The sequence below is a fragment of the Pseudomonas sp. PDM17 genome (assembly GCF_014851985.1).
GTDB lineage: Bacteria > Pseudomonadota > Gammaproteobacteria > Pseudomonadales > Pseudomonadaceae > Pseudomonas.
The window spans coordinates 1-26096 of record NZ_JACVAT010000002.1 but is presented as its reverse complement, the minus strand read 5'-3'; the positions used below and the strand labels follow the sequence as shown (position 1 = coordinate 26096).

Here is a 26096-nt window from a genome sequence, read left to right as displayed (position 1 = left end):
AACCTGACAACACACCCGCCCCTCCGTGCCCCGGCACAGCTCGTGGATGCGTGGCGTCCCTGTGCTTACTGCGGAGGCGTTCGTCATGGCCAATCCCCTTTCCACCCTGGGCATCGTGCATACCGCCATCAGCCTGGTGCCACTGGTCGCCGGGCTGTGGGCGTTCTACCAGGCCGGGCGCATCGATCCACGCAGCCCGGTCGGGCGCTGGTACGTCTACGGGATGATCCTCGGTGTGCTGACGGCCTTCGGCCTGTCCAGCACCGTCGGCTTCAACGCCGGTCACGCCATCGGCATCCTCTGCCTGATTGCCATCGCGGCAGGCAGCTACGCGCAGCGGATCGGTGCGCTCGGCGGGCTGCGCGAATATGTGGAAACCGGCGCGATGAGCTTCAGCTTCTTCCTGATGATGATCCCCACGCTCAACGAATCCCTGTCGCGCCTGCCGCCGTCCAATCCCATCGGCCAGGGCCCGGATTCGCCGCCGGTGCAGACGGCGGTGCTGGTCGCGCTGCTGGTGCTGGTGGTCGGCGTGCTCTACCAGTTCTACCGCATCCACCGCCGCCGCATGCCACCGGCACGCCCGGCACACTGAACGTCTATGCTGGCGGCGTCCCTTCACGGAGCGCCGCCATGACCGTCCGCCGCATCGTCGCCAACCTCGCCACCGGCAAGCCTGCCGAGGTCGCCCGTTTCTACCGCGAGCTGTTCGACCTCGACGTGGTGATGGACCACGGCTGGCTGATCACCCTCGCCAGCGGCGACAGCTCGCTGGCGCAGATGAGCCTGGCGAGCGAAGGCGGCTCCGGTGCGCCGGTGCCGGACCTGTCCATCGAGGTGGACAATCTCGACGAGGTGTACGAACGCGCCCTCGCGGCCGGCCACGAGATCACCTACGCACTGACCGTCGAGCCCTGGGGCGTGCGGCGCTTCTTCCTGCGTGACCCGTTGGGGAAGCTGCTGAATGTGCTGGAGCACTGCTAGGCCCTGACCGTTCGTCACCGTCTCTGCAGCCCTCCGCTCAATCGTCCGGGGCAACCTAAACTGCATCTGGGCGCCGCCGAGCAAGGCCGCCCAGCGCCGGATGGAATCGGTTCCCGCCCGCCAGGCAGAAGCCCGCAACGCACCATGCATCCCGACGCCCGAGACAGCCCCTGCCCAGAGCCCCGCCCAGCCAGAGCCTGGTACCGGCCCCGCTCCAGGTGCTTGCCGCATTATCCAGGAACAGCTTCGGGAGACCCGCATGAGCATTCGCAATTCCAAGGAGCCGGCCGACGGAGCCGGCCAGCCCAAGCCGCAGCGCCCCTTCGCCCACCCGCAGGACCACCTGGCGCAGCTCTATGACCTGCCGCCCGGCCAGCTACCGGATGCGCTGGGTAGCGCGCCGAGCCAGGCGTCCGCCTATTCCAGCGGCGCCACGGACTACGCCCTGAAACAGCAGCAGAGCGCGCAGCACACTCTCGACCAGCTCGACGAACTGGATGAAACCCTGCAGCGCGAAGCGGGCCGGCCAATCACCAATGCCATCGGCACGCCGAACTTCTCGCCCGACGTCCCGCTCAGTCAGGCCGATCAGTTGCTGCAAGCTGTTGTCTCGCAAGACGCCAGTGACACAGAGAACGTGCTGCAGGACGTGCAGAGCACCCTCGATTCCCTCGCCGGCATGGCCCAGGGGCTGTCACAGCAACGCCTGGACTCCATCAAGGAACGCGAGACGCTGGACGCGCGCCAGGAGCAGGCCGATGAACGCGAACGCCTGCTCAACGAACGCGAAGACGCCTTGCGCCAATGGGAGCAGCGGTTACAGCAGGAGAAGGCGGCGCTGGCCCGCCTCGGCGAGCAGCAGGCCGCCACCCTTGCCGAGCGCAGCGCCACCCTGCAGACGTTGGCGGAAACCGTCGACAGCCGCGACCGCGCCACCAGCAAGCGTTGCGAAGTACTGCAGACGGAGCAGGATCAGCTGGAGCGCAAGCTGGCGCAGATGCGCATTCGCCATGCCGACCTGGACGGCCGCGAGACGCTGCTGCAGCAAAAGGACAACGAGCTGACCGAACGCTTCAAGCAACTGGTGGATGCCAAGGAGCGCTTCGGCGCCATCGTCCGCAGCTTCAACGAAACGGTACGCTTCAACACCGCGCTGAGCGCCATCAACCGCACCGTGAACGGGCGCCCGGACGGCCACTGATTCACTCGTGGAGTGCCGGGGCCCAGCGGCCCCGGCAGCGGCGTCTCAGCGATTGAGGAAGCCCAGCAGGTCCTCGTTCACCTGGTCGGCCAGGGTGGTGCACATGCCGTGCGGGCCGCCCTTATAGACTTTCAGCTCGCCCTTCTGCACCAGCTCCACCGAACGCTGGCCGGCGGCGCCGATGGGCACGATCTGGTCATCGTCGCCGTGGAGGATCAGCGCTGGCACGTCGATCTTCTTCAGGTCCTCGGTGTAGTCCACTTCGGAGAACTCGTGGATGCACAGGTACTGGCCCAGGTGCCCGCCGGTCATGCCCTGCAGCCAGAAGTTGTCGATCACGCCCTGGGACTGCTTCGCGCCCGGCCGGTTGTAGCCGTAGAACGGCACCGCCAGGTCCTTGAAGAATTGCGAGCGGTCTTCCTTCACGCCCTTGCGGATGCCGTCGAACACGTCGATCGGCAGGCCGCCGGGGTTGGCAGTCGTCTTGAGCATCAGCGGCGGCACCGCACCGATCAGCACCGCCCCGGAAAGACGCTTGGTGCCATGCCGGCCGATGTAGCGCGTCACCTCACCGCCACCGGTGGAGTGGCCGACCAGCGTGGCGGACTTGAGGTCCAGCGCATCGATCACCGCCGCAAGGTCGTCGGCGTAGGTGTCCATGTCATTGCCGTTGGCCGGCTGGCCCGAGCGGCCGTGGCCGCGCCGGTCGTGGGCGATGACCCGGTAGCCCTTCTGCACCAGGAACAGCATCTGCGCGTCCCAGGCGTCGGCATTCAGCGGCCAGCCGTGGGAGAACACCACCGGCTGCCCGCTGCCCCAATCCTTGTAGAAGATCTCAGTGCCATCTTTCGCTTTGACGAAGCTCATTTAGGTCGTTTCCTTCAGGGAGTGGTTGAAAAGAAACGCCGCAACTCCAGCGACCACGGACCGCTCTACGGCGGCCTTGAGCATAGCCAGCGCGGTGACGCCGGCGGCTGCGCCCGGTGGCTTTCCGACGAGCGACAACTCAACCGATGCCGGCCGCGAACAGGCTGCCGAGCCAGTCGGAGAACACCCGCAGGCGCCGCGACATCTGCCGGCGCACCGGGTGCAGCACGCTGACCGGCAGCGGCGGCGGCTGCCAGGGGCGCAAAACCTCCACCAGCTCGCCGCTGGCCAGGCCTTCGCGCAGGTGATAGCGCGGCGCCTGGATCATGCCGAAGCCGGCGCGGCAGGCGGCAATGTAGGCGTCGGCGTTGTTCACCGCGATCCGGCTGGGCAGCCGCTGGGTGCGAAGCTGACCGTCGAAACGGAACTCCAGGTCGAAGATGCGCCCGCTGGAGGCCGACTGGTAATTGACCGCGAGATGCCCTTCGAGCCGCTCCGGATGCTCGGGCAGGCCGAATTCCTGCACATAGGTGCGGCTCACGCAGGTCAGTTGCTCCAGCTCGGCGATGCGCCGGCCGACCAGGCTGGAGTCGGGCAGTTCGCCAGCGCGCAGCACGCAGTCCACGCCTTCGCGCACCAGGTCCACCTGACGGTCATTCAGGCTCAGTTCGAGTTCGATCTGCGGGTAGCGCCGGCAGAACTCCGGCAGCGCCGGGATCACCACCAGCCGCCCCAGCGAGCTCGGCAGGTCGATACGCAGCTTGCCGCGCGGATTGTCGGGCGAGTCGGAGAAGCAGTTCTCCGCCTCCTCCAGGTCCTCCAGCAGGCGCACGCAGCGCTCGTAGTAGGCCTGGCCATCGGCAGTGACGCTGACCTGCCGCGTGGTGCGGCGCAGCAGTTGCACGCCCAGATGCGTCTCCAGTTGCTGGATCAGCTGGGTCACGCTGGCGCGCGGCATCTGCAGGCTGTCCGCCGCCTTGCCGAAGGCCTTGAGTTCGACGATGCGGGTGTAGACCTGCATGGCCTGCAAGCGGTCCATGGCGCACTCCGATTATTCATCCAGACCAAATAGTTAAACCGCAATCTGCCGGTTTATCCATGCCTGGCAAACAACAAGAATGGTCCTGCCCTTTTATCCCCCGGAGAATCCCCCGCATGAAGACCCGCCGCCTGGGCTCGCAAGGCCCCCTCGTCTCCGCCATCGGCCTCGGCTGCATGGGCATGTCCGATTTCTACACCACCGGTAGCGATGAGGCCGAATCCATCGCCACCCTGCACCGCGCGCTGGAGCTGGGCGTTACCCTGCTCGACACCGCCGACATCTACGGCCCGCACACCAACGAGGAACTGCTCGGCCGCGCCCTGAAGGGCAAGCGCGAGCAGGTGTTCCTCGCCACCAAGTTCGGCATCGTGCGCACTCCCGACCAGCCCCAGGTGCGCGGCGCCAATGGCAGCCCGGAATACATCCGCCAGGCGGTGGAAGGCAGCCTGAAGCGCCTGGGCACCGACCACATCGACCTCTACTACCAGCATCGCGTCGACCCCAAGGTGCCCATCGAGGACACCGTCGGCGCTCTCGCGGAGCTGGTGAAGGCCGGCAAGGTGCGCTATCTCGGCCTGAGCGAAGCTTCGGCAGAAACCCTGGAGCGCGCGCACAAGGTCCACCCGATTACCGCGCTGCAGAGCGAGTACTCGCTGTGGACCCGCGATCCGGAAGAGAACGGCGTGCTGGCCGCCTGCGAGCGCCTGGGGGTCGGTTTCGTGCCCTACAGCCCACTGGGCCGCGGCTTCCTCACCGGCGCGCTGAAGAGCCCGGATGACTTCGCCGAGGACGACTACCGGCGCTCCAGCCCGCGCTTCACCGGCGACAACTTCGCGAAGAACCTCCTGCTGGTGGACAAGGTCGCCGAACTGGCCGCCGCCCGCGGGGTGAAGCCTTCGCAACTGGCGCTGGCCTGGGTGCTGGCCCAGGGCGAGCACCTGGTGCCGATCCCCGGCACCAAACAGCGCAAGTACCTGGAAGAGAACGTCGCCGCCGTAGAGCTGGCGCTGACGCGGGCGGAACTGCTGGAGCTGGACGCGATCTTCCCGGCCGGTGCGGCCGCTGGCGGGCGCTACAGCGAACAGGTGATGGCGCTGATCCAGTAAAAGCTCTGCATCGGGGCTCCGGTGGATGCTCGCAGCGGTTATGCTGACGGGGTCCACCGGAGGCTCCATGCGATTCGTTCCCGCCGCACTGCTCGTACTTTCCTTCTTTCCCCTCGCCGCCCACGCGGATGAGGAATGCCAGGTGACGGCCGTGTTCAGCGGCGACCAGCTGACCTGCCAGCGCGCGGACGGCGGCGATACCACCATCCACCTGCGCGGCATCACTGCTCCGGAACTGGAACAACCCTTCGGTCAGCGTTCCCGCGCGGCCCTGGTGCAGCTTGCCCTGGGCAAGAGCGCCACGCTCAAGCACGCAGAGCCACTACCCGACGGCAGCCTGCGCGCGGCTGTCTGGGTCACTCCGGCGGAGTGCCCGAACTGCGGTCATACCCTGGATATTGGTCGCGCCCAGCTGAGCATCGGCCTCGCGCGCTGGCGGCAGAGCGATGCGCAGACGCCCGAGGAAGTCGGCCAGTACCAGTTCGAGGAACACGAGGCCAAGGCGCGGCGCACCAATCTCTGGCGCAAGCCCTGAAGCGGGAATCCGTCAGTTGCTCACGTAGTGCTGCAGGATGCGCCGGTCCTCGCCCTCTTCCACCAGCGTCTTCAATGTCTGCGCGTAGCGACGGACGAAGTCCTCGTCCTGGGTACGCTTGCTGAAGGCGACTTCCGCCGACTCCGCTGAAACCACCACGCCGGTAGGCTCGATACGCTTGACCAGGCCCAGTTGCTGCAGCTCGTACTGGCCGCTGTGCTCGTCGGCGATGATGCCGTCGATACGGCCCTTGTCGACCATGTGCCAGAGGTTGCTGCGGCTGGGATTGAAGAACACCCGCGCGGCGTAGTCCGGGTCGGCCATCAGCTGGCGATAGGGTTCGCCGTAGGACACGTCAATCTGTGCGCCGAGGCGGAAATCGCTGCCGGGCAGATCGGACAGCTGTTGCAGACTGTCGCGCTGAGGCAGCCCGCGGCGGACGAAGAGGATGTTGCGCGAAGGTGGCAGCACGGTGCCGGAGAACCAGGCGTAGACCTCCCGCTCGGGCTTGCGGAAGGCACCGGGCAGCACGTCGAGGCGACCGAGTTCGAGTTCCTTGAGCGCCCGTGCCCAGGGCAGCTTGACCATCCGCACCTCGCACCCCAGGCGCTCCAGCACGGTGCGATTCAGCTCGACGTAGAGCCCGCCGACGCTGCCGTCGGGCAATTGCATGCTGAAGGGCGGGTCGTCATCCCAGCGCAGGGTCTTCTCGCAGGCGGCCAGCGGCACGCTGGCCAGCGCCAGGCCCAGCAGGGCCAGGCACTTCAGGCGCACGCTCGACGGTAAGGGCAGGCGAAGGGCTTGCGATGGCAAGATCACGACTCACGACAGGAGAAGACGGATCACCGGAGTGTATTGAACACAGCCCCCGTGTTGCCAGCGGCAAGTGAATCGCGCCGGCCCTGCCAGGAGGCCGGCAGGGCTGATCCCGACTTCGGGCAATGGCAGAAAACGATGCAGGAAAAACAGGATTTATCCTACATCCATGAAGCAACAGCCCGCCTAGAGTGCCGCGAACTCACCGCCGAAGGCAGTGATATTGCCACCGACTCCGACTGATCAAGGAGACTGACAGTGAAAATGCTTCGATCCATCGGCCTTGCCCTGCTCGTGGCGGGCAGCCTGGCGACCACGGCCAGGGCCAGCAGCGACGAGGAACAGATCCTGACCCTGGAACAACAATGGGTGGATGCCAGCGCCCAGGGCGACAGCGCGTTCATCCGCCAGTTGCTCGACGATGGCTTCGTCAACATCAATGTCCAGGGCCTGGTCCGCGACAAGAACACCGTGCTGAGCGCGCGCCCCCTGCCTCCCGGCGCCAGCCAGAGACTGTCCGGGCTCACCGTCCGGCTGCACGGCGACACTGCCGTGGTGACCGGTACCAACACGGTCCGTATGGACCTCACGGCCAGTCCCGTGGCCGTGGCGTACACCGATGTCTACCGCAAACGCCGCGGGCAATGGCACGCGATTTCGGCACAGGAAACCTTCCGCCACTGAGTCGTGCCTGTCCTCATGACGGCCGGCCCGCTCACTGCCAGCCGTAGCGCCGGGCGAACCAGCCTTTCACCGTCTGCGTCAGCGCCATGTAGCCCAGCAGTATTGCCACCAACCACGGCCAGTAGCCCAGCGGCAGTGCCTCCATGCGGAAGGAGTGCGCCAGCGGCCCCATGGGCAGGAAGATCGCCACCGCGACGATCACCAGGGTCATGCCCAGCAGCGGCCAGGCGGCGCGGCTCTGCAGGAAGGGAATCCGCCGGGTGCGGATCATGTGCACCACCAGCAGTTGCGAGATCAGCCCCTCGACGAACCAGCCGGACTGGAACAGCGTCTGGTGCGCCGGTGAATCTGCACCGAACACGTGCCAGAGCACGAGGAAGGTGGCGATGTCGAAGATCGAGCTGATCGGCCCGAAGAACACCATGAAGCGCCCCAGCCCGTCCGGATTCCACTGTTGCGGCTTGCGCAGCAGTTCATCGTCGACATGATCGAAGGGAATGGCGATCTGCGACAGGTCGTAGAGCAGGTTCTGCACCAGCAGTTGAAGTGGCAGCATCGGCAGGAAGGGAATGAAGGCGCTGGCCACCAGCACGCTGAACACGTTGCCGAAGTTGGAGCTGGCGGTCATGCGGATGTACTTGAGCATGTTGGCGAAGGTGCGGCGCCCTTCGATCACGCCCTCCTCCAGGACCATCAGGCTCTTTTCCAGGAGGATCAGGTCGGCGGCTTCCTTGGCGATGTCCACTGCCGAATCCACTGAAATGCCGATGTCCGCCGTGCGCAGCGCCGGGGCATCGTTGATGCCGTCGCCGAGGAAGCCGACCACGTGGCCGCGCTCGCGCAGCACACGCACCAGGCGCTCCTTGTGGCTGGGAGTGAGCTTGGCGAACAGCGTGGTGCGCTCGGCCAGTTCGCCCAGCTCGGCGTCGTCGAGCTCGTCCAGCTGTGGGCCGAGCAGCACGCCCTCGACTATCAGGCCCACGTCACGGCAGACCTTCAGGCTCACCCGGTCGTTGTCGCCGGTCAGCACCTTCACCGCCACACCGTTCTCCGCCAGCGCGCGCAGCGCCGTAGCGGTGGTTTCCTTGGGCGGGTCGAGGAAGGCGATGTAGCCGGCCAGGCACAATTCGCTCTCGTCCGCCACGCCGTAGATATCGCGGGTGGGCGGCAGCTCGCGGGTGGCCACGGCGACCACCCGCAGGCCTTCCTGGTTGAGCCCGTCAGCCACCGCACGGATGTTCTCCAGGCGCGCCCCGGTCAGTTGCTCGACGCCATCGGCCGTTTCCACTGTGGTGCAAACCGACAACACCTCTTCCAGCGCGCCCTTGCAGATCAGCAGGTGGTTGTCCTCGCGTTCACTGACCACCACCGACATGCGCCGGCGGGCGAAGTCGAAGGGAATCTCGTCGAGCTTGCGGAAGCGGCTGTCCACCTTCAGCGCATGGCGCAGTTCGACGTGTTCGAGCACGGCGACGTCCAGCAGGTTCTTCAGCCCGGTCTGGTAGTGGCTGTTGAGGAAGGCCAGTTGCAGCACGCGGTCCTGCACCTGGCCGAAGGCGTCGGTGTGGCGCTCGAGGACGATGCGGTCCTGGGTCAGGGTGCCGGTCTTGTCGGTGCAGAGGATGTCCATGGCGCCGAAGTTCTGGATGGCGTCCAGGCGCTTGACGATCACCTTGCGCCGGCTGAGCACCACCGCGCCCTTGGCCAGGGTCGAGGTGACGATCATCGGGAGCATTTCCGGGGTCAGGCCGACGGCGATGGACAGCGCGAACAGCGCGGCCTCCAGCCAGTCACCCTTGGTGAAACCGTTGATCAGCAGGACCACCGGCGCCATCACCAGCATGAAGCGGATCAGCAGCCAGCTGACCCGGTTGACCCCGGTCTGGAAGGCCGTCGGCGTCGGGTCGCTGGCGATCACCCGCTCGGCGAGGGAGCCGAAATAGGTGCGCGTGCCGGTGCCGATCACCACCGCCAGGGCGGAGCCACTGACCACCGTGGTGCCCATGAAGCACAGGCTGTCACGCTCCAGCGGGTTGCCCTGGCGGGCGTCACGCAGCTGGGCGAACTTCTCCACCGGCAGGGACTCTCCGGTCAGGGCGGCCTGGCCGACGAAGAGGTCCTTGGCGCTGAGCAGGCGCACGTCCGCCGGGACCATGTCGCCCGCCGACAGCCACAGCACATCACCGACCACCAGTTCGCGGATCGGCACTTCGGCACGACACGCCGGACCGATGCCCTGCGCGCTACGGAACACGGTGGCGGTGTTGCTCACCATCGCCTTGAGCTTCTCGGCGGCGCGGTTGGAGCGCTTCTCCTGGATAAAGCGCAGCAGCGTGGAAACGCCCACCATGCTGCCGATCACCACCGCGGCCTCCACGTCCTCGGTAAACCAGGAGATGGTCGCCAGCACGGTGAGCAGCAGGTTGAAGGGGTTGCAGTAGCAGTACCAGAGGTGCATCCACGCGCCGATGGGCCGGTCCTGGTCCACTTCGTTCTGCCCGTCGCGCTGGCGGCGCTCGTCCGCCTCCCCGCCACTCAGGCCTTCGCGCCGACTCTCCAGTCGCTCCAGCACCGTGGCCGACTCCAGCGCGGACCACTCCAGCAGGGCCGCGGTCAGCGCATTGGGCGCCTGCCTCCCTGCCGCCGAACCGCGCAGCAGGTCGCGCGCAGCCAGCCGGCGCAGTTGACGGGCCGGGAAGCCCTTGTTGATGAATTCGAGCAGGTGGGTCCTGATGAGGTCCAGGCGCATGATGACTTTCCCCTTGTGCGCACATCGTCCGGCGGCGGTGGGGAGTCTGTGCCGGGTACCTTAAGGGGCCATGAAGACCGGCGGCGCCGAACGACGGCGCCGCCGAGCGCACTCAGAAGTCGCGCTTGTAGAAGATATCCAGGGAGCTGGCCAGGCCGCTGGCGGCCTCCAGGTAGACCTTCTTGCTCAGCAGGTAGCGCAGCGCGATGGTGTTGGCCGGCTCGAACACGCCCACGCCGTAACGCAGGCTGAGACGGTCGGAAAGCTGCCCGCTGGCGACCACGCTGGTGCTGTTGCCGGTGCCTTCGGTGTCCAGCTGGAAGTCCTGGATGCCCAGGCGCTGGGCGACTTCGCCGGTCAGCGGCGCGCTGCCGGCCAGGCCGAGCGCCAGGGCCGCTTCGCCGAGCATGTTGCTGTCCTCGCCGCTGGACATCGGCCGGCCCAGCACCAGGTAGGACAGCGCCTGCTGCTGACTCATGGCGGGCTCGGAGAACACCTCGCTGCGCGGCTGCTCGGCATTGCCAGTCAGGCGCAGGCCAGCAACCACGTCGTCGACCTTGCGGATCGCCTCGACATCGAGGAACGGCTGGTCGATGGGCCCGGCGAACAGCAGGCGCGCGCGGCGGATGGTCAGCTTCTGGCCGTAGGCGCGGTAGCGGCCGTTGTTCAGGCGCAGTTCGCCGCGGGTGTCCATGTTGTCGCCGATGTGCACCTGGCCCGCCAGCTCCGCGTTCAGGCCGAAGCCGCTGAAGGTCAGCTTGTCGCTGCCGACCCTGACGTCGATGTCCATGTTCAGCGCAAGGGCGCTTTTCGGCTCCTGCTTCGCGCCGACAATCACGCTGTCGTCGGACACCTTGACCGTGGACGGCGGCAACTGGCGAATGGTGATGGCGCCGCGCGGGACCTGCACCGAGCCGGACACGGCAAGCCGTTCGCCCGCCATCTGCACCGTGAGATCGGGCTCCACTTCGAGGTTGGCGTAGGGCTCCACGGTCACCGGCAGTCGACTGCCGCGCAGCTTCACGTCGACGTCCAGACCACTGAACCAGGCGATGCGCCCGGACAGGCTGCCGTTGCCATGTTCTCCGGCCTTCCAGTCGCCGCTCAGGTCGACCTGCTCGCCAGCAATCCGGGCGGTGACCTGCAACTGCTCGAAACGGGTCGGCAGGTCGCCGCCGGAGATTTCCCCGTCGTTCAGGCGCAGCTCGCCATCCACCCGGGGTGCCAGCAGGCCGCCGGAAATCTGCCCGCTGCCGTTGAGGTGGCCTTTCAGGGTTTCCACCATGGGCGCAAAGGGCCGCGCCACGGCGATGTCCAGGCCACTGAGGCTGAAGGTGCCGCTCACCGGCTTGGCTTTCGGCCGCGGGTCGAGCTGGACCTGGGCCTGCAGACTGCCGAGCTTGTCGCCCTGGAACTGCAGGGTGGAGTCGATGCGCCGGGGCGTCAGGCGGCTCTCCAGTTGCAGCCTCTGGTAGGGGAAATCGACCCACTCCTCCTGCTCCTTGATGCGCAGGGTGCCGTTGTTGGCATTGATCAGGATGGAGCCGTTGGGGCCGCTGGCGGGCAGGTCGAGCTGCACGTCGCCGTCGAGCTTGCCCTTCCAGGCGAAGTCCTCGGGCAGCCAGCGCGCCAGGCTGTCCAGCGGGAACTCGCGCAGGTGCATGCGCAGGCGTGGGTCGGGCATCAGCCGCTGGTCTTCCATGCACAGGCTGGCGGGGCCGGAAGCCCAGCAATGGGCGCCGAGGTTGATCCGACCGTCCGCCAGGCGTTCCAGGCGTGCCGGCTGTTGCAGGCGCCAATCCTGGCCGCCGCTCTGGATGTCGCCTTTTGCCAGTCGCCCGCGCCAGTCCTTGCCGTTCCAGTTACCGTCCAGGCCAAGGTCGAGCACTACCGGCTTGCCCTGCAGGTTCAGGGCGAGTTGCTGGCGTTTGATATCGCCGCTGCCCTCGAGCTTGAGCACGCCGAAATCCGTTTCGCCGCTGTGCAGGCCCTGGGCGGTCAGGTTGAGACGACCACGCTGGCCGGCGTCGAGGGCAGCCGTCAGGTCCAGCGTGCGCAGCCCCTGGTCGGCGTAGGCGACGCGCTGGCCATCGAGTTTCAATTGCCCTTGCGGCGCCTGCAGCGTGCCGGCCAGGTCGAGCTGGCCGTTGAGACGGCCGAACAGCTGCGGCCACAGCTGACCGAGGCGATTCAAGGCGATGTCCAGGCGACCGGACAGCCGCTGGTCCAGCGCGGCTTGTCCGCTGATGCGGTTGTCGCCCAGCTGCAACGCCAGGCCATCGACCTTCCACGCCTGCCCTGCCGCCGTGGCATTCGCCTTGAAGGTGGCCGGCTGGCCACGCAGGCGGCCCTGCAGGTCGAGGTTGGCGTCAAGGTTCAGCGCCTCGCCCTTGAGCGAGCCCTTGCTGCGCAACGGTCCACCGAGGCGGCCGGGCATTTGTTCGAGCCAGTAGGCCGGGTCGAGATCGGACAGGTCGAGCGCCGCGTCCCAGGTCACCGCATCGGCGAAACCGACCTTCAGGTGCCCTTCGGCCTTGCCCTGCCCGGCCACCAGTTTCAGCGACGGCAGGAAGACTTCCGCAAGGTTGCCCGACACCGGGCTGGCCAGGGTGAAGTCACCGGCCGGCCCCTTGAAGGCGCCGTCAAAATTACCCAGGTAGGCACCCTCGCTGTAGCTCACCTCGGCCTTGAAGGTGTGTACGCTCACCGGAGGCTCGTCGATCTCCGGGTACAAGCGGCGCCAGGGGAAGTCCAGCCAGTCGAGCTGGGCGTTGGCGGCGAAGGCATCCTTCCAGTCGAGGCGGCCGGTCAGCGCCACGCGCTGGTCCTTGGCGGCGCTCAGGTCGAGGGCGGCGATGTCCGCGCCCTCGGCGTCGACGCGCCCGCGCAGGGTCAGCACCACCGGACTTTCCTCGGCGGGCAGCACGGCGGCGCCAGCCAGCTGGTAGCCATCCTTGAGGTTGCCGCTGGCATTCAGACGCAGCTGGTTCAGCGTCAGGGTATCGGGTAGCGAGGCATCGGCCTTGAAGCCGTCAGCAGTCACCAGCGCGGTGGCCGGCAGGTTCTCCGCCAGCGGTTGCAGGTCTCCTTCCAGGTTGCCGTTCAGGTAGCCACTGCTCTGCGCCTGCAATTTGAGGTGCCCCATCAGTTCGCCCTTGGCCTGCAGCTGCAGGGTCCAGGGGTTCTCGCCCGGCGCGGGCAGGCCAAGCGTCCCCTCGGCCTCCAGCGGCCAGCCCTGAGTCGGCTTCAGCAGGCCCTTGAGCGACAGGCTCAGGCCATCACGGGCAAGCTTCACCGAGTCGATGTGCAGGCCTTCGCGATCCCAGTGCGCGGCCAGTTCGGCGTCGCGCAGCTGTTCCTGGCCATCGAGCAGGAAGCGGCCGATACGGATGTCACCCAGTTCCAGTGACAGCGGCAGGCTCAGGTCGGGCAGCTCGATGGGGCCGGACGATTCGCTCGGCTCGCTCGGCGGCAGGGTCAGCAGCACTTCGTTGGCCACGACCTTGTGCAGGCAGAGGGTCATGCGCAGCAGGCAGGCCGGCGACCAGTCGATCTGTGGCTGGTCCAGTACCAGGTGGGTGGCACCGTCGGTCCATTCCAGGCGTTTGGCGCTGAAACCACCGGCAAGGCGGCCGTCGAATTCATCGACGCTCAGGCCCGGCACCCAGCTCAGCACCGCCCTGCTGCCCGCAGGCGTGCCGAGCAAGGCGGCCACCACAATGACCAGCAGCAGGATCAGCCCGAGCAGGCCGCCCAGGCTCCAGCGCAGAGCGCGCATCCAGCCCGCACGGGTCACAGCTCAGGCCCCATGGAGAAGTGCAGGCGGATGCCGCCGTCCTCGTCCAGGCCATCGGCGAGGTCCAGGCGCAGCGGGCCGACCGGGGAAATCCAGCGGATACCGATGCCGACGCCGGTCTTGATCGAGGGGAAGTCCAGCGAGTTGAACGAGTTGCCCTGGTCGACGAAGGCTGCAATACGCCAGCGCTCTGCGATGGGGTACTGGTATTCGACGCTGCCGGCGACCATGTAGCGGCCACCGATGCGATCGCCGTCGGAGTTCTTCGGCGACAGTGTCTGGTAGTCGTAGCCGCGCACGCTCTGGTCGCCGCCAGCGAAGAAGCGCAGCGACGGCGGGATCGCGCTGTAGTCATTGGTGGCGATGCCGCCGACCTGGATGCGTCCGAGCAACCGCTGTCCTCCCCAGAAACTGGTCACGCCCTTGGCCATGGCGTTGATATGGGCGACGTCGGCGTCCGCCAGCAGCCCTTCCTTGGCGCCCTTCACCTCGAATTGCAGGCGATAGCCCTTGCCGGGGTCGATCTTGTTGTCGGCCTCGAGGATCGAGTAACCGATGCCCGGCATCAGGAAACTGCTCAGGCCCGAATCGTCGCCCAGTTTGTACTCCTCGCGCTGCCAGTTCAGCGAGACGACCCGCTGCCAGCCGCTGTCGAGCTTGTGGTGCCACTCGCCGCCGAGGGTCAGCAGCTTGCTCTCGGTGTCCACCAGGTCTTCGTACTGGTAGCCGCTGGTGAAACGCAGCTTGTCGGTGAGCGGCGGGTCCAGCGGAATTTCGTACCAGGCGCCGACGTTCTGCCGTGGCGCGGAAACTTCCGCCTCGAATCCCAGACTATGGCCCTGCGGGTTGACCCAGTGGCGGGTCCAGGTGGCCCGTGCACGGGGCCCGACGTCGGTCGAGAAGCCCAGGCCAAGGCCCATGGTGCGTGGCTTGCGCGCCTCCAGATGAACGTTCACCGGCACCACTTCGCCATCGGCGTTGGTCGGCGCGGCATCCACCCGCACGCCATCGAAGTAGCCGCTGGACTGCAGGGCCTGGTTGAGGTCGGCGATCTGTTCGGAATCGTAGTCGGCGCCTTCCTTGAACGGCACCATGCGCTGCAGCAGGTCCTCGTCGAAGGGGAAATCGCCAGCGAATTCGACCTTGCCCAGGCGATAACGCGGCCCGCTGGCGTACACCAGTTCGATGTCCGCCACGCCGGCTTCGGGGTCGATGCGCAACTGCTGCTGGGTGAACTGGCCGCGGAAGAAACCGAAGCGCGAGGCCTGGTTCTGGATCAGCCGCTTGGCGTCTTCGTAGGCGCCGTGGTTGAGCTGTGCGCCGGGCTTCAGGGCGTCGCCGCCGGGCACCCGGAAGCTTTTGAGCTGGGCTGCCGGGCCTTCGACGCGCACAGTGACGTTGCGCAGGTGGATAGGCTCGCCGGGCCGCACATTGATGCGCAGGGTCGGCACCTTGTCATCGGTCACCCGGCCACGGATGCGCGCCTGGTAGTACCCCAAAGCCTGGGCGGCCTTCTGCGCCTGCTCCACGGCATTGCGCCGGAATCTTTGCAGGGCCGCCTGATCACGCTCGCCAAGGCTGCCCACATAGGCCTCGATATTGGCCTTGAGCGCAGCGTTGGCGGGGGTGACACGAACGTCGAGATGGGCTTCGGCCGCCAGGGCCCTCTGCAAGCAGAAGGCCATCACCAGCAGCAGCCCAAGCAATCCTTGGACAACTCTCATGGCGCGAAATGCTAGCACGGGTTTTCCCCGTATTGCCTTCCTTCAGGCCGTAGGAAGCGTCTGAGGATTCAAAGCCCCGGCTATCCCGCGGACACTTTCACCGCCTCGCGCCCATGGGTGGGATGGAACAACACGTGCTCGCGGATCGGGCCCAGCGCCACCTCTCCCAGTTCCTCGTAACCGTGGCGCCGGTAGAACTCCAGGTAGCGAGCATTGCCCGTATCCAGCACCAGCCCCTGGGAGCCGCCGTCCTCGGCGCACCAGGCATGCAGCGCATCAAGCAACTGCTCGCCCAGGTGCTTGCCCTGGAACTCCGGGTGCACGCCGATCAGAGGAAGGATGTGATAAGGCCCCGGCGGCAGGCAGCCGAGCACGGCGGCGTGATAGTCCAGGTAGCGCCGGGTGCAACCCAGGCCAGTGGTAAGCAGCATGCGCATGCGCCAGAACCAGCTCTCGGTGACATCCAGGCGACGTTGCGGTGGGACCACCAGCGCAACGCCCACCAAGCGGTCCTCGATCAGCAGGCCGATGGCGGGCAGCTCCTCGAGGAAGTGCTGGTTGACCAGCTCGCGGACGGTCGCACGCACGCGCTGGTCGAAACCGGCACGGTCGGACTCGAACAGATAGGCGAAGGTGGGTTCGTGGCGGTAGGCGTGATAAAGCAGCGAGCGGACTTCACGGCTGTAGTTGCCGTCCAGCAGACGGACTTCGGCGAGGGTATCAGGCATGCGGACGCCTCTTCGTGTGAGTTCTTCTTATGGTTATGAGCCCAGCCACAAAACCCTAGCAGCGCCTCGCCGGGGTCGCCAGGGTCGGCCTACCTGGGCTAGCATCGTGCTTTTGCCAGGGCGCCCAGGATGAAAATCGTCTCCTTCAATATCAACGGTTTGCGCGCACGTCCCCACCAACTCCAGGCGATCATCGAACGCCACCAGCCGGACGTGATCGGCCTGCAGGAAACCAAGGTTGCCGACGAGCAGTTCCCCCGCGAGGAGATCGAGGCCCTTGGCTACCACGTGCATTACCACGGGCAGAAAGGCCACTACGGCGTCGCCCTGCTCTCCCGCCAGGAGCCGCTGGAGCTGCAGCGCGGCTTCCCCAACGACGGCGAGGAGTCCCAGCGCCGCTTCATCTGGGGCACCTTCAAGGACGCCGATGGCCAGCCGATCACTGTGATGAACGGCTACTTCCCCCAGGGCGAGAGCCGCGATCATCCGGTGAAGTTCCCGGCCAAGCAGCGCTTCTACGCCGATCTGCAGGACCTGCTGGAAACCCGCTTCCAGCCCGACCAGCCGCTGGTGGTGATGGGCGACATCAACATCTCGCCGGAAGACTGCGACATCGGCATTGGCGAGGAGAACCGCAAGCGTTGGCTGAAGACCGGCAAGTGCAGCTTCCTGCCGGAAGAGCGAGAATGGCTGGCGCGCCTGAAGGGCTGGGGCCTGGTGGACAGCTTCCGCCTGCAGAACCCGAGCGTGGACGACCGCTTCAGCTGGTTCGACTACCGCAGCCGTGGTTTCGAGGACACTCCCAAGCGCGGCCTGCGCATCGACGTGATCCTCGCCTCCGAAGCCCTGCGCGGCCGCATCGCCGAGACCGGCGTGGACTACGACATCCGCGGCATGGAAAAGCCCTCGGACCACGCGCCGATCTGGATGCAGCTGAAGTAATCGCCTTGAACGAAAAAGCCCGGGCAATGCCGGGCCTTTTCATCTTCCGGTGAGAACTCAGGCTTCTTCCGCACCGGTTCCGACCGTCTTGCTGATGGCGCTGTAGGTCGTGTTGAAGCGCACGGTCTCGTTGAAACCCCTGACGATGGCGCCAAAGCGCTCCTTGGCATCGAGCAGTTGCTTGAAACGGTCCGCCAGCTCGCCGCTCTGGCGCTGCAGGCCGGCCTCGCGATCATCCAGCTCCTGAACCCGCGCACGTAGCTGGTTCTGCTGACGGTCGATGCTCTGCTGCTCCTGACCCAGGACCTCAGCGCGCTTGGTCGTCGCACGATCACGGCTATCGACGGTCTCGGCCAGGGCCTGCAAGGCCGTGCTGCGTTCGGCAAGAACGGTGGCATTGTGTTCAGCGATACGTTCGATGCCTTGTTTTTCTTCCTGCAGACGTTGCTCCTGCTGAGTCAGGCGTTCTTCCCGCTCGGTCAACTGGCGCTCGCGCTCCAGCGTCGCCAGACGGCGCTCCTCGAGCGCCTCGCGCATCTTCACGATTTCCAGCTTCTGCTGCGACAGACCGTGCGCCATGCCGGCCAGCGAATCGAGAGTGGACTGTACATCGTGCAGAACGCCATCGGTCTCAAGGGCCGAAGATTGGCGCGCTGTCACGGCGGATTCCGCGGACGCCCGAGCATTCGTGGCTTCGGTGGTGGAGTGTTGGGCTTGAGCGTTCATGGTGGGGGGTTCCTCGTGGGAAAAGGCCTGGCGTGCATACTTGAAATGCACGTCGCACTGATGGCCATGCTCCTGCAGAAACCGGCGGAGCGTGAGGAAGTCACGCCGAGACGGCTCGATGAGTACTATACGGGCCATGTTCCTCCTTGCTGCAACGGCCCCGCAGGCCGCGTGCGACATGGCATACAGAAAGAATCCACTGCAGTAATCGTTCCCACAGAAATCTCATTGAACAGCTAAGCCAACGGAACACGGCGCTGGCGCAACTGACAAAGCCGGACAACTCCTTGTCTCGGCATCCCCTGTTTCGCCAGCCCCCACTGCGGCAGATAAACCCGACCGGAACGCCCGATGGCGTGCCGGTCGCTCCAGTCGCTCCGGTCACTCGTTGACGGTTTTGGAAATGGCCGACAGGGTGCTGTTGAACTGCACCGTCTCATTGAAGCTCTTCACGATAGTGCTGAACTTGTCCTTGGCACTCTGCAGCTGCTTGAGCCGAACGCCCAGTTCCTCGCTCCTGCGCTTGAGGGCACTCTCCCGCTCGTCCAACTCGCCGGCGCGGGTACGCAGGCTGGCAGTCTGTTCATCGATACGTTGCTGTTCCAGCTGGATCGACTCGGCACGTTTGACAGTGGTCTTGTCGCGCAAATCGACGGTCTGGGCCAGTTCCTTGAGCGCTTCGCTGCGTTCGGCGAGTAGACGATTGTTCTCTGCGGCCATGCGATCCAGGTTGGTCTTGGCCTGCTTGAGATGATTTTCCAATTGCAGCAGGCGCTCTTCCTTGTCGCCCGCCAAGCGCTCGCGCTCCTGCAACTGGATGTTCCACTCCTCCAGCTCTTCCTGCAGACGGCCCGCCGCCTGTTTCTGCTGAGTCAGCCCTTGAGCCATGCCGGCGAGCGAGTTCAAGGTGCTCTGCACATCGGACAGCACGTCATCCGGATCGGCCTCAAGCTGCGGAACACTCAGCGTGGCCGCTACTTCCTGCAATTCCGCCGAGGAGATGGGGGCATTGGCCGGAGCCTCGACCTCGATTGACTCATCGTGCATTTCGGTCATTTCAGTTTCCTTCTGGATAAAGATTCCCTGAAGCGTCATCGCTTCAGGACGGTTGTCGACTGTCTGCATGACCTCAGCAGCTAAGGAGGCGGACGAGGTGTTCGCGACGTTCAGCCGGGTCTTTGCTTCCGGGGCTGTATCGCGAACGACATGGGCGACCGTCAGCACAGCCAGGGCGTCCTCCAGACTTGCGATCATCGGTTCAAAACCGAAATCATCCGCGACAGTGCCTTCCGGGGGTGTCAGGTGATCCGTTCTGGGCTGATCGACGGCAGCAGCGATCGGGGACTGCTCGGGCATGGCAGCCTCTGCGCCGATGTTTTCGGTGGTACACACGCTCGCTTCCGGCGTATCGACTGCCGCCGCCGGCAGGGCGTGCTGGAGCGCAGCCTCGACCTCGGGGGCGCTCTCATCAGCCGACAGCGATACACCGAGACTTGGAGCTGCAGACGTCCGCTCCACGGTCGGCTGTGGCCGCGCAACAACGCTTCTGGCGAGACACACGCCACTAACGGCGATGCCCGGACCTGCCGCTTCTGGCGCTTCCACCACGGACTCGGGTTCTTGCTCGTGGACGGCTTTGCTGTCTACCTCTACCCCGAGCGCTTCCAATGCCGGTACAAGGGCAGTGCTCATCGCTGACAACTGCCGATGCTCGACAGGCTCCTCGATCATCGGCGCCTGCACGATGAACTCCGGGACAGCCACGACCGTCGCCTCGATGACAGCCCCGGTGTCGGAAGGACCTTCAACTTCAGGCTCAGTCGCTGCCATGTGCACTGACGCCTCCACTTCTGGAGGTTCGCTGACAATTGCTTCCAGCCGGGACGGCTCGCCAACAGGCTCAACAAACGACATTGGCACAGGTGCGGCCACTGGCTGCAGTACTACCTCCTCGACCAGGGGCAAAGTCCGCCTTGCCGAAGCGGCCGTTTCCGGCGTCGAGACCTGCGGTAGCTCGACGCGCTCCTGAACTTTCTGCCTTGGCTCCACTAACGCAGATTCGCCCCGCTCGACCACGACCGGAACGTCCTGCGTTTCCATGATCCACTCGACCCGAGGTTCGTCCAGAGAAAGTGGCGTCTCCGACATCGGGGCAAGCTCAGCAATCTGTTCTTGTAGTACCGGCGCAGCCTCGCCACAGCCCTGCGCGGCAGACAATTCCCGTCCCAGGGAGTCCTGGCCCAGGGCTTCCGACGCCACGCTGCCTGGCAGACCGAGCCCATGCGACTGGTCAATACCGGCAGTGGAGCCGAGAGCGGACGACTCACCTGTACTGGAAGCTGCAACCTCGGCCTCGGGTTCCGCCTCCTCGGCGGAGCTGCTGTGCCTCGACTGACGGGCGAAACCAGCGAAATCCAGGATCATCTCGGTAGCCATTTCGAATCCAAGGTCTTCGATCCTGGTCGGTGCATCCTCTTCGCCCTCGTCAGCCTGTCGCAGGACACCGACCGCAGGCGGGCGCACACCGAGCATTCCGGCTCTGGACAACAGATGCAGCCACGAATGCAACGGTTGTATCGGCAGTCGGGCCCCCTTGAAGGTCAATGCCTGAGGAGAAGGCAGGCTAAGTGCGCGATGCCGCCAGGGCCGTCCCCAGTAAGCGGCGGATGCGACATGCAGGGCCAGAGCGGTGGATTTGACGCGATGCTCGGAGCCAGCCGAGGCTGGCGCGCTTTGGAATTGGGTCATGATCACTTTCCGGCGGAGACGTTGAAACGACGCAAGTTTCGCTTGGCCGGAAAACAGGTGTTATCAGGCTTTCCTGATGAGCCAGGAGATTTTTCCTATCACTTCGTCAGCGCCCTTTTGTCAGCCGTCCCGGCTCAGTCGCGGCGTCAATGAGGCAAGCGCTTTCTGGCCCCCTTGTCGGAAAAGCGCTGAACGAGCCCCGCGAGATCCAACAGCATCACCAGGAAGAAAAGCGGAGCCACCAGCAAGAGCGTCGGAGGCGCCAAGGCCAGCGCCCTTTCCGGTGCGATGACCAGGGTGCCGGCCATCAGCACCACCAGAAGAATGAGCACCAGCTTCATCAGGACCGACGCAAAATCGAGGGTCTCGTGCATGTCGTTCTCCAGCAGGGTCGATTCGAGTGACCTGTATAGCCGTGGGCCAAGTACGTCGAAATCGGAAACTTCCTGCAATCCGCCAGTCATGTCTGAAGGCATCTGGAACTGCTCTGCCCTGCTGTGAAGCGTCATATCGATGCAATGATTCCGACTTAATCTGCCGCGCCAACGATGCCTCAAATGGAAGTTGACCCATGCAGTACAAGTCGAGCCCCAGCGATGCCCAACCCTGGCCCGTCACCATCGCCTGGCTCACCATCGCATTCATCTGCTACGCGTTTCCCTGGTCGGCCTTTGCCGCCCTGCCCTCGTCCCAGGGCGGCGAACCGGTGCTGCGTATCCAGGGTTCCAACACCATCGGTGCGCACCTGCTGCCGGAGCTGGTGAAGGGTCTGCTGGTCAGCGAGGGCTACACGGAGGTCAGCGCCAAGCCGGGCAAAGCAGAGAACGAACAGCGCCTCATCGGCCGCAGTAAGGAAGGCAAGGAGGCCGTCATCGACCTCGCCGCCCACGGCTCCAGCACCGGCTTCGTCGCCCTGAAGGACAACACCGCCGAGCTGGCCGCCGCCTCGCGCCCGATCAAGGACGCCGAAGTGGCGGGCCTGTCGGCGTCGGGCAACCTGCGCAGCGCCAAGGCCGAACAGGTAATCGGCATCGACGGCCTGGCGATCATCGTCAACACGGCCAACCCGCTGGACGAACTGACTACCGATACGCTGGCGAAAATCTTCTCCGGCGAGGTGAAGACCTGGGAAGAAATCGGCGGGCGCGGCGGCGCCATCCGCCTGTATTCCCGCGACGACAACTCCGGCACTTTCGATACCTTCAAGGAGCTGGTGCTGGCCAGCCACGGCAAGGCGCTGGCCAGTGGCGTGCAGCGGTTCGAGTCCAGCGACCTGCTGTCGACCGAAGTGAGCAAGGACCCGCAGGGCATTGGTTTCGTCGGCCTGTCGTCGATCCAGAAGTCCAAGGCCCTGCGCATCGCCGATGGCGACTCCCAGGCCATGCCGCCATCGACCACCCTGATCGCCACCGAGGACTACCCGCTGTCGCGCCGCCTGTTCCTCTACATGAAGCCCGAGGAACCGAACCGCTGGGCCCGCGCCCTGCTGCAGTTCGCCCAGGGCGACAAGGGCCAGGCCCTGGTCAGCGCCAGCGGCTTCGTCGGCCAGCGCGTGCAGGCGGTGAAGATGGCCCCGCGCGCCAGCATGCCGGAGAACTACCAGGCCCTCGCGCGCGACGCCGAGCGGCTGTCGGTGAACTTTCGCTTCCGCGAAGGCAGCGCCACCCTGGACAACAAGGCCCAGCGTGACATCGACCGCCTGCTGGCCTACCTGCAGCAGCACGGCAAGATGAACAAGCAAGCCGTGCTGGTTGGCTTCGGCGATCCCAAGCAGGATCCGGCGCGCGCCGAGCTGCTCTCCAAGTTGCGCGCGATGGCCGTACGCCGCGAGCTGGCAAAGGAAGGCGTGATGTTCCGCGAGATCAGCGGCATGGGCGATGCCCTGCCGGTGGCGGCCAACAGTGACAACGACGGCCGGGTAAAGAACCGCCGTGTTGAGGTCTGGGTGTACTGATTGGCAGGGCGCAGCTCTCGGCCTGGCGACCTTGACTCGTCTGGAGTTCTGATAAAAAGCCCGACTCATGGCCGGGCTTTTGTATGCATCAATCGCCTCTCATCAGGGCTTAGTCGGTGCCACGAGCGCCTTCACCGACGCATCGAAATAGGCCACTGGCAGTACGTAATCCTGTCCCATCAGCTTGCCTTCGCCAAACCACAGTACATCGTTCTGAACCAGCCGCAGATTCGCGCCGTCGAACTCGAAGCGGCTGCCGTCGCTGCCGTTGAAGATCAGGGCACCGCCGTCCAGTCGAACGACATCAAAACGTACGGTCTGACCTGGCATCTGCATTCTGATGCGCTGCAGGTACACCGGTGCCAGGCGCGCGAACAGTTGCATGGCCTCGTTGCGGTATCCGCCCAGGCTAAGGCCAGGCCTGGTTTGCAGCTCGCTGGCGATCAGAGCGAACACATCGGCGTTGGCGCGGGCCTGCGCCAGTTTCATCGGCAGTACTCGGGCCAGGGCAGCCGGGTCGACCTGACTGATCTGAGTCGCGGGATTGGCCACCACTTTGGCTTTGCTCTTCGGATCCGCTGGTTTGACCGGCACGGTCACGCTTTTTGTGTATTCGCTGGCATCAGGGGCGAGCAATACGCTGCTGGCCAGGTAAGCGGCGCAAGCAGTGGTCTGGCTGGCCTTGTCACCATTGACCAGCATCGACAATGGGCTGCCGGTCCTAGGCAGCTTGGCCGGATCGACACCTCGCTGGGCGAGAACGGTATTGACCTGCCCCTGGGTCAGCTCACCACGGGCCAGGCCGCAGGCCTGGGCCATGATCTGTCCGTCGCGCTGGCCATTGATCGTGGGTACCAGGCTGAATACCGCGTTGCGGATAATCGGCAGCGCCGGCAGGTTCAGGCGTACGCCCTCGCCCGCTATGTCGGAGCGTTCCACTGAGTTGGTCGCGGCACTTGGCTGCGGCTGTACGATCTGCGCGGTGGTTGCATTGTGCTCCTGCTTGCAGCCAGCCAGGGAGGCGGTGCCAATCAGGAGTGTTGCGATCAGGGGTTTGAGTTGCATGGAGTCTTACCTCGGGACGTGAGTAGTCCACCGACAGCGCTATGCGCAGTCCGTCCGGGATCCCGTGGGCGGTGCGGTGGAAAGCTGCGGCGACCGCTCGATCGGTCGCCGCAGCGGGTTATTGCTGGGTCTGGATGGTGATGGTGGTGCGGCGATTGGGGGCCAGGCATTCGATGACCGCAGCGGTCTTTGCACCCGGGCAGCTCACCAGCGGATCGTCGCTGCCACGGCCGGCGACGGTGATGGTCGAGGCGGGAACGCCGCGCGATACCAGATAGTTGCGAACCGACTGAGCACGTCGCAGCGACAGGGCTTCGTTGCCGGCGGCGTTGCCGATGCGATCGGTGTAGCCAACGATATCGATGCCGTTGACTCTGGCCTGCTGCATCTTCGACACCACGTCGTCCAGGGCGGCGATGCCCAGCGGACGCAGGGTCGAGCTACCGAAACCGAAGGTGGCGTCAGCCGAAAGGGTGATGTGCTGGATCTGCTTGTGCTGCTCAGGCGCCGGTCCGGGTACCTGCTCGACCACGGCTGGAGCCATGCAATCGGTGGGCAAGAAATGGAAGGACTGAGCGATCATGTCTTTGTCGAACAGGACCTTGTACTGGCAAACCTTGTCCGGCTGGCCGTGGGGTTGGCGGAACTTGAGGATGTAATCCCATTCGCGAACGAAGAACATGCCTTCGCTGAACTGCGGATGGCCGATCAGTTCCATGACCTGGTTCTTGGTCATGCCCGGGTCGATCTTGCCCAGGTTTTCCAGATTGACGTAGTAGCCTTCGGGCATGGAGGCGCTGTTCATGGCCGGGAAGATCGGTTCGGCGGTCTTGCCGGCGCTGTCGACGTTGCTGACGGTGCCGCAGGCGCTGAGCAGAGCAGCCGCGGCGGCGGCCATTGCCAGGCGCAGGCCCGTGCGGAGTTGTTGCTTGTACATGAAGAAGAGTCTCTGAATTCTGTCTGGAAAGGGCCAGGCCGCAGCCGGGCCCCTGCTCATTGTTTAATGGCTTACCACTGGTAGCCCACGCCGACCGATACGCCGAACTCACCCTGCGTATCCGTGTTGGCGGATAGCTTGGTGACCCACTTGCCGTTGTCGGAGATGCGCGACACACCCACCGCCAGGGCTTGCTGGCCGCGGTAGTTGCCGGCACCGACCGAGGCCATGCTGGCCCCCGGCTGGTAGGGTTGCGGCAGGGTGGCCGCCGCCAGGGCACCGGCGATACCGGCGCTGAGGGTGTCGTCCTGCTTGTTCAGGTCGTGCTTCAGGTCGCTGTAGACGTTGTTGATGCTGTTGTTAATGTCGCCAGTCGCCTTAGTCAGCTGACGCAGGTTGACCGCGTCTGTATCGGCTGTGCCATCGGCCACGTGGGTGATCTGGCGCTCGTTGCCGACGCTGCCCACGGAGACGGTATTGGCGCGATCAGCGACCGAGTTGGAACCCAGCGCCACCGAGTTGCTCGCCGTTGCCTGGGCATTGCTGCCAATGGCGGTACTGTTGTCGCCCGAGGCCACCGAGCCTGCGCCACCAGCGGTGGAGTCCTTGCCGGTCGGCTTGGGCTTGGGCAAGTTGCTGGTGTTGTTCACCTGGAACATGCCGTCGGTGCCGTTCTTGATGTTGGTGACATCGTTGGTGACGTTGGCGATGTTGGCGTTGACCTCCTTCACCGAGTTGTCGGTATAGCTGTTGGCACCGGCAATCGCGCCGTCGAGCTGGCGCAGGTTGACCGCGTCGGTGTCCAGCTTGCCATCGGCCACGTTGGTGATAGTGCGGGTTTCGCCAGTAGCCGCGTTGCCCACGGAAACCACACCAGCGGTGTCGTTCTGCGCTCCGGAGTACTTGCCGACGTAGGAGTCCTTACCACGACCGTCGTCACTGGTACCCGCACCCAGGGCCACGTTGCCTTCCTGAGTGGTGCTAGCACCGCTGCCCATGGCCACCGAGTTGGCAGCATTGGCGCCGGTACTGGCACCGTCACCCATGGCGATGGAGCTGGTGCCACTGGAGACGGCCTTCGGGCCCACGGCGATAGAGTCAGCGCCCTCTGCGTGGGAGTCATCCTTCACCGAGTTGGTGTGGAAGTACTTCACGCCGGTGTTGTAGATATTGGTGGTGGCGCTGCTGACCGTTTCGTTGAGCTGCTGCAGGTTCACCGCACTGCTGTCGTCGGTTGCCCAGGCGACGTTGTTGATGGTGGTGCCACCCTTCTTGGTCGTGCTGTTGTAGGTGTCGCCACCCAGGGTGATGCTGTTGTAGTTGACGGTGCCGTCGGTATTTGTGTCGTACTTGACCGTGCCCTTATCCAGGACGTCGATGTTGGTGTTGATGCCATCAATTGCCTGGTTGGTGGCAAACAGCTGCGAACCGTTAATGGCGTCGGTGCTGTCCGCGCTCAGGCGGCCAGCGGCAACGTTGGTGATGGTGCGCT

Annotated in this window: 22 protein-coding genes; 9 read left to right on the top strand and 13 right to left on the bottom strand. The window is 65.3% G+C overall.

Annotation, left to right across the window (positions count from 1 at the left end):
- The first annotated feature begins 85 nt into the window (after positions 1 to 85).
- The 3 genes from IB256_RS05985 to IB256_RS05975 all read left to right on the top strand — a co-directional run bounded on the left by IB256_RS05985 (position 86) and on the right by IB256_RS05975 (position 2185).
- On the top strand, positions 86 to 595 hold the full coding sequence (locus IB256_RS05985) for a hypothetical protein (RefSeq protein ID WP_225601663.1): 510 nt from the start codon (positions 86 to 88) through the stop codon (positions 593 to 595).
- A 38-nt stretch (positions 596 to 633) separates the two neighbouring features.
- Positions 634 to 984 (top strand): VOC family protein, encoded by a 351-nt coding sequence (locus IB256_RS05980; protein WP_192401655.1) that lies wholly within the window; start codon positions 634 to 636, stop codon positions 982 to 984.
- Between the two features lie 259 nt (positions 985 to 1243).
- On the top strand, positions 1244 to 2185 hold the full coding sequence (locus tag IB256_RS05975; protein WP_192295113.1) for a hypothetical protein: 942 nt from the start codon (positions 1244 to 1246) through the stop codon (positions 2183 to 2185).
- Between the two features lie 45 nt (positions 2186 to 2230).
- Here the strand turns inward: IB256_RS05975 and IB256_RS05970 are convergent, their stop codons facing one another.
- Together IB256_RS05970 and IB256_RS05965 are read right to left on the bottom strand one after the other, a co-directional pair.
- Positions 2231 to 3052: an alpha/beta fold hydrolase gene (locus IB256_RS05970; RefSeq protein WP_192295112.1), complete on the bottom strand. Its 822-nt coding sequence runs from the start codon at positions 3050 to 3052 to the stop codon at positions 2231 to 2233.
- A 139-nt stretch (positions 3053 to 3191) separates the two neighbouring features.
- Complete coding sequence (locus IB256_RS05965; protein ID WP_192295111.1) at positions 3192 to 4091, bottom strand: LysR family transcriptional regulator; 900 nt, start codon at positions 4089 to 4091, stop codon at positions 3192 to 3194.
- A 116-nt stretch (positions 4092 to 4207) separates the two neighbouring features.
- Here IB256_RS05965 and IB256_RS05960 point away from each other — a divergent pair, with 116 nt between their 5' ends.
- Both IB256_RS05960 and IB256_RS05955 read left to right on the top strand, forming a co-directional pair.
- The gene (locus tag IB256_RS05960) at positions 4208 to 5200 is read left to right on the top strand and encodes an aldo/keto reductase (RefSeq protein ID WP_192401653.1); all 993 of its coding nucleotides are present in this window, start codon (positions 4208 to 4210) and stop codon (positions 5198 to 5200) included.
- A 67-nt stretch (positions 5201 to 5267) separates the two neighbouring features.
- A complete protein-coding gene (locus IB256_RS05955; protein ID WP_192295109.1) occupies positions 5268 to 5735 on the top strand; it encodes a thermonuclease family protein in 468 nt (155 codons plus the stop codon).
- A gap of 12 nt (positions 5736 to 5747) precedes the next feature.
- Here the strand turns inward: IB256_RS05955 and IB256_RS05950 are convergent, their stop codons facing one another.
- The gene (locus IB256_RS05950; RefSeq protein WP_192295108.1) at positions 5748 to 6554 is read right to left on the bottom strand and encodes a substrate-binding periplasmic protein; all 807 of its coding nucleotides are present in this window, start codon (positions 6552 to 6554) and stop codon (positions 5748 to 5750) included.
- Between the two features lie 36 nt (positions 6555 to 6590).
- Here IB256_RS05950 and IB256_RS05945 point away from each other — a divergent pair, with 36 nt between their 5' ends.
- A complete protein-coding gene (locus IB256_RS05945) occupies positions 6591 to 6794 on the top strand; it encodes a hypothetical protein (protein WP_192401651.1) in 204 nt (67 codons plus the stop codon).
- A 21-nt stretch (positions 6795 to 6815) separates the two neighbouring features.
- Positions 6816 to 7235: a nuclear transport factor 2 family protein gene (locus tag IB256_RS05940; RefSeq protein WP_225601677.1), complete on the top strand. Its 420-nt coding sequence runs from the start codon at positions 6816 to 6818 to the stop codon at positions 7233 to 7235.
- A gap of 31 nt (positions 7236 to 7266) precedes the next feature.
- On the opposite strand, the gene mgtA is transcribed toward IB256_RS05940, so the two are convergent.
- The 4 genes from mgtA to IB256_RS05920 form a co-directional block, all read right to left on the bottom strand.
- Complete coding sequence (gene mgtA, locus IB256_RS05935; RefSeq protein WP_192401647.1) at positions 7267 to 9984, bottom strand: magnesium-translocating P-type ATPase; 2718 nt, start codon at positions 9982 to 9984, stop codon at positions 7267 to 7269.
- A 112-nt stretch (positions 9985 to 10096) separates the two neighbouring features.
- Positions 10097 to 13762: a translocation/assembly module TamB domain-containing protein gene (locus tag IB256_RS05930; RefSeq protein WP_192401645.1), complete on the bottom strand. Its 3666-nt coding sequence runs from the start codon at positions 13760 to 13762 to the stop codon at positions 10097 to 10099.
- A gap of 14 nt (positions 13763 to 13776) precedes the next feature.
- The gene (locus IB256_RS05925) at positions 13777 to 15504 is read right to left on the bottom strand and encodes an autotransporter assembly complex family protein (RefSeq protein ID WP_405307900.1); all 1728 of its coding nucleotides are present in this window, start codon (positions 15502 to 15504) and stop codon (positions 13777 to 13779) included.
- A gap of 80 nt (positions 15505 to 15584) precedes the next feature.
- A complete protein-coding gene (locus IB256_RS05920; RefSeq protein ID WP_081516669.1) occupies positions 15585 to 16232 on the bottom strand; it encodes a GNAT family N-acetyltransferase in 648 nt (215 codons plus the stop codon).
- A gap of 129 nt (positions 16233 to 16361) precedes the next feature.
- On the opposite strand from IB256_RS05920, the gene xthA reads away from it, so the two are divergent.
- Positions 16362 to 17174 (top strand): exodeoxyribonuclease III, encoded by an 813-nt coding sequence (gene xthA / locus IB256_RS05915; RefSeq protein ID WP_192295104.1) that lies wholly within the window; start codon positions 16362 to 16364, stop codon positions 17172 to 17174.
- 57 nt (positions 17175 to 17231) lie between these two features.
- Here the strand turns inward: xthA and IB256_RS05910 are convergent, their stop codons facing one another.
- From IB256_RS05910 to IB256_RS05900, 3 genes are all read right to left on the bottom strand, one after another.
- The gene (locus IB256_RS05910; protein ID WP_192401643.1) at positions 17232 to 18038 is read right to left on the bottom strand and encodes a hypothetical protein; all 807 of its coding nucleotides are present in this window, start codon (positions 18036 to 18038) and stop codon (positions 17232 to 17234) included.
- Between the two features lie 243 nt (positions 18039 to 18281).
- Complete coding sequence (locus IB256_RS05905) at positions 18282 to 20648, bottom strand: hypothetical protein (protein WP_192401641.1); 2367 nt, start codon at positions 20646 to 20648, stop codon at positions 18282 to 18284.
- A gap of 146 nt (positions 20649 to 20794) precedes the next feature.
- Positions 20795 to 21022 (bottom strand): hypothetical protein, encoded by a 228-nt coding sequence (locus IB256_RS05900; RefSeq protein WP_192295100.1) that lies wholly within the window; start codon positions 21020 to 21022, stop codon positions 20795 to 20797.
- 197 nt (positions 21023 to 21219) lie between these two features.
- On the opposite strand from IB256_RS05900, the gene IB256_RS05895 reads away from it, so the two are divergent.
- Complete coding sequence (locus tag IB256_RS05895) at positions 21220 to 22602, top strand: substrate-binding domain-containing protein (protein ID WP_192295099.1); 1383 nt, start codon at positions 21220 to 21222, stop codon at positions 22600 to 22602.
- Positions 22603 to 22704: 102 nt separating this feature from the next.
- Here IB256_RS05895 and IB256_RS05890 read toward each other — a convergent pair whose 3' ends face one another.
- The 3 genes from IB256_RS05890 to IB256_RS05880 form a co-directional block, all read right to left on the bottom strand.
- Positions 22705 to 23667, bottom strand: coding sequence for a hypothetical protein (locus tag IB256_RS05890; RefSeq protein WP_192401639.1), 963 nt, complete (start codon positions 23665 to 23667; stop codon positions 22705 to 22707).
- Positions 23668 to 23785: 118 nt separating this feature from the next.
- The gene (locus tag IB256_RS05885) at positions 23786 to 24604 is read right to left on the bottom strand and encodes an OmpA family protein (RefSeq protein ID WP_192401637.1); all 819 of its coding nucleotides are present in this window, start codon (positions 24602 to 24604) and stop codon (positions 23786 to 23788) included.
- Between the two features lie 71 nt (positions 24605 to 24675).
- Positions 24676 to 26096: YadA family autotransporter adhesin (locus tag IB256_RS05880; RefSeq protein WP_192401635.1), on the bottom strand; the 1421-nt coding region annotated here is incomplete at its 5' end.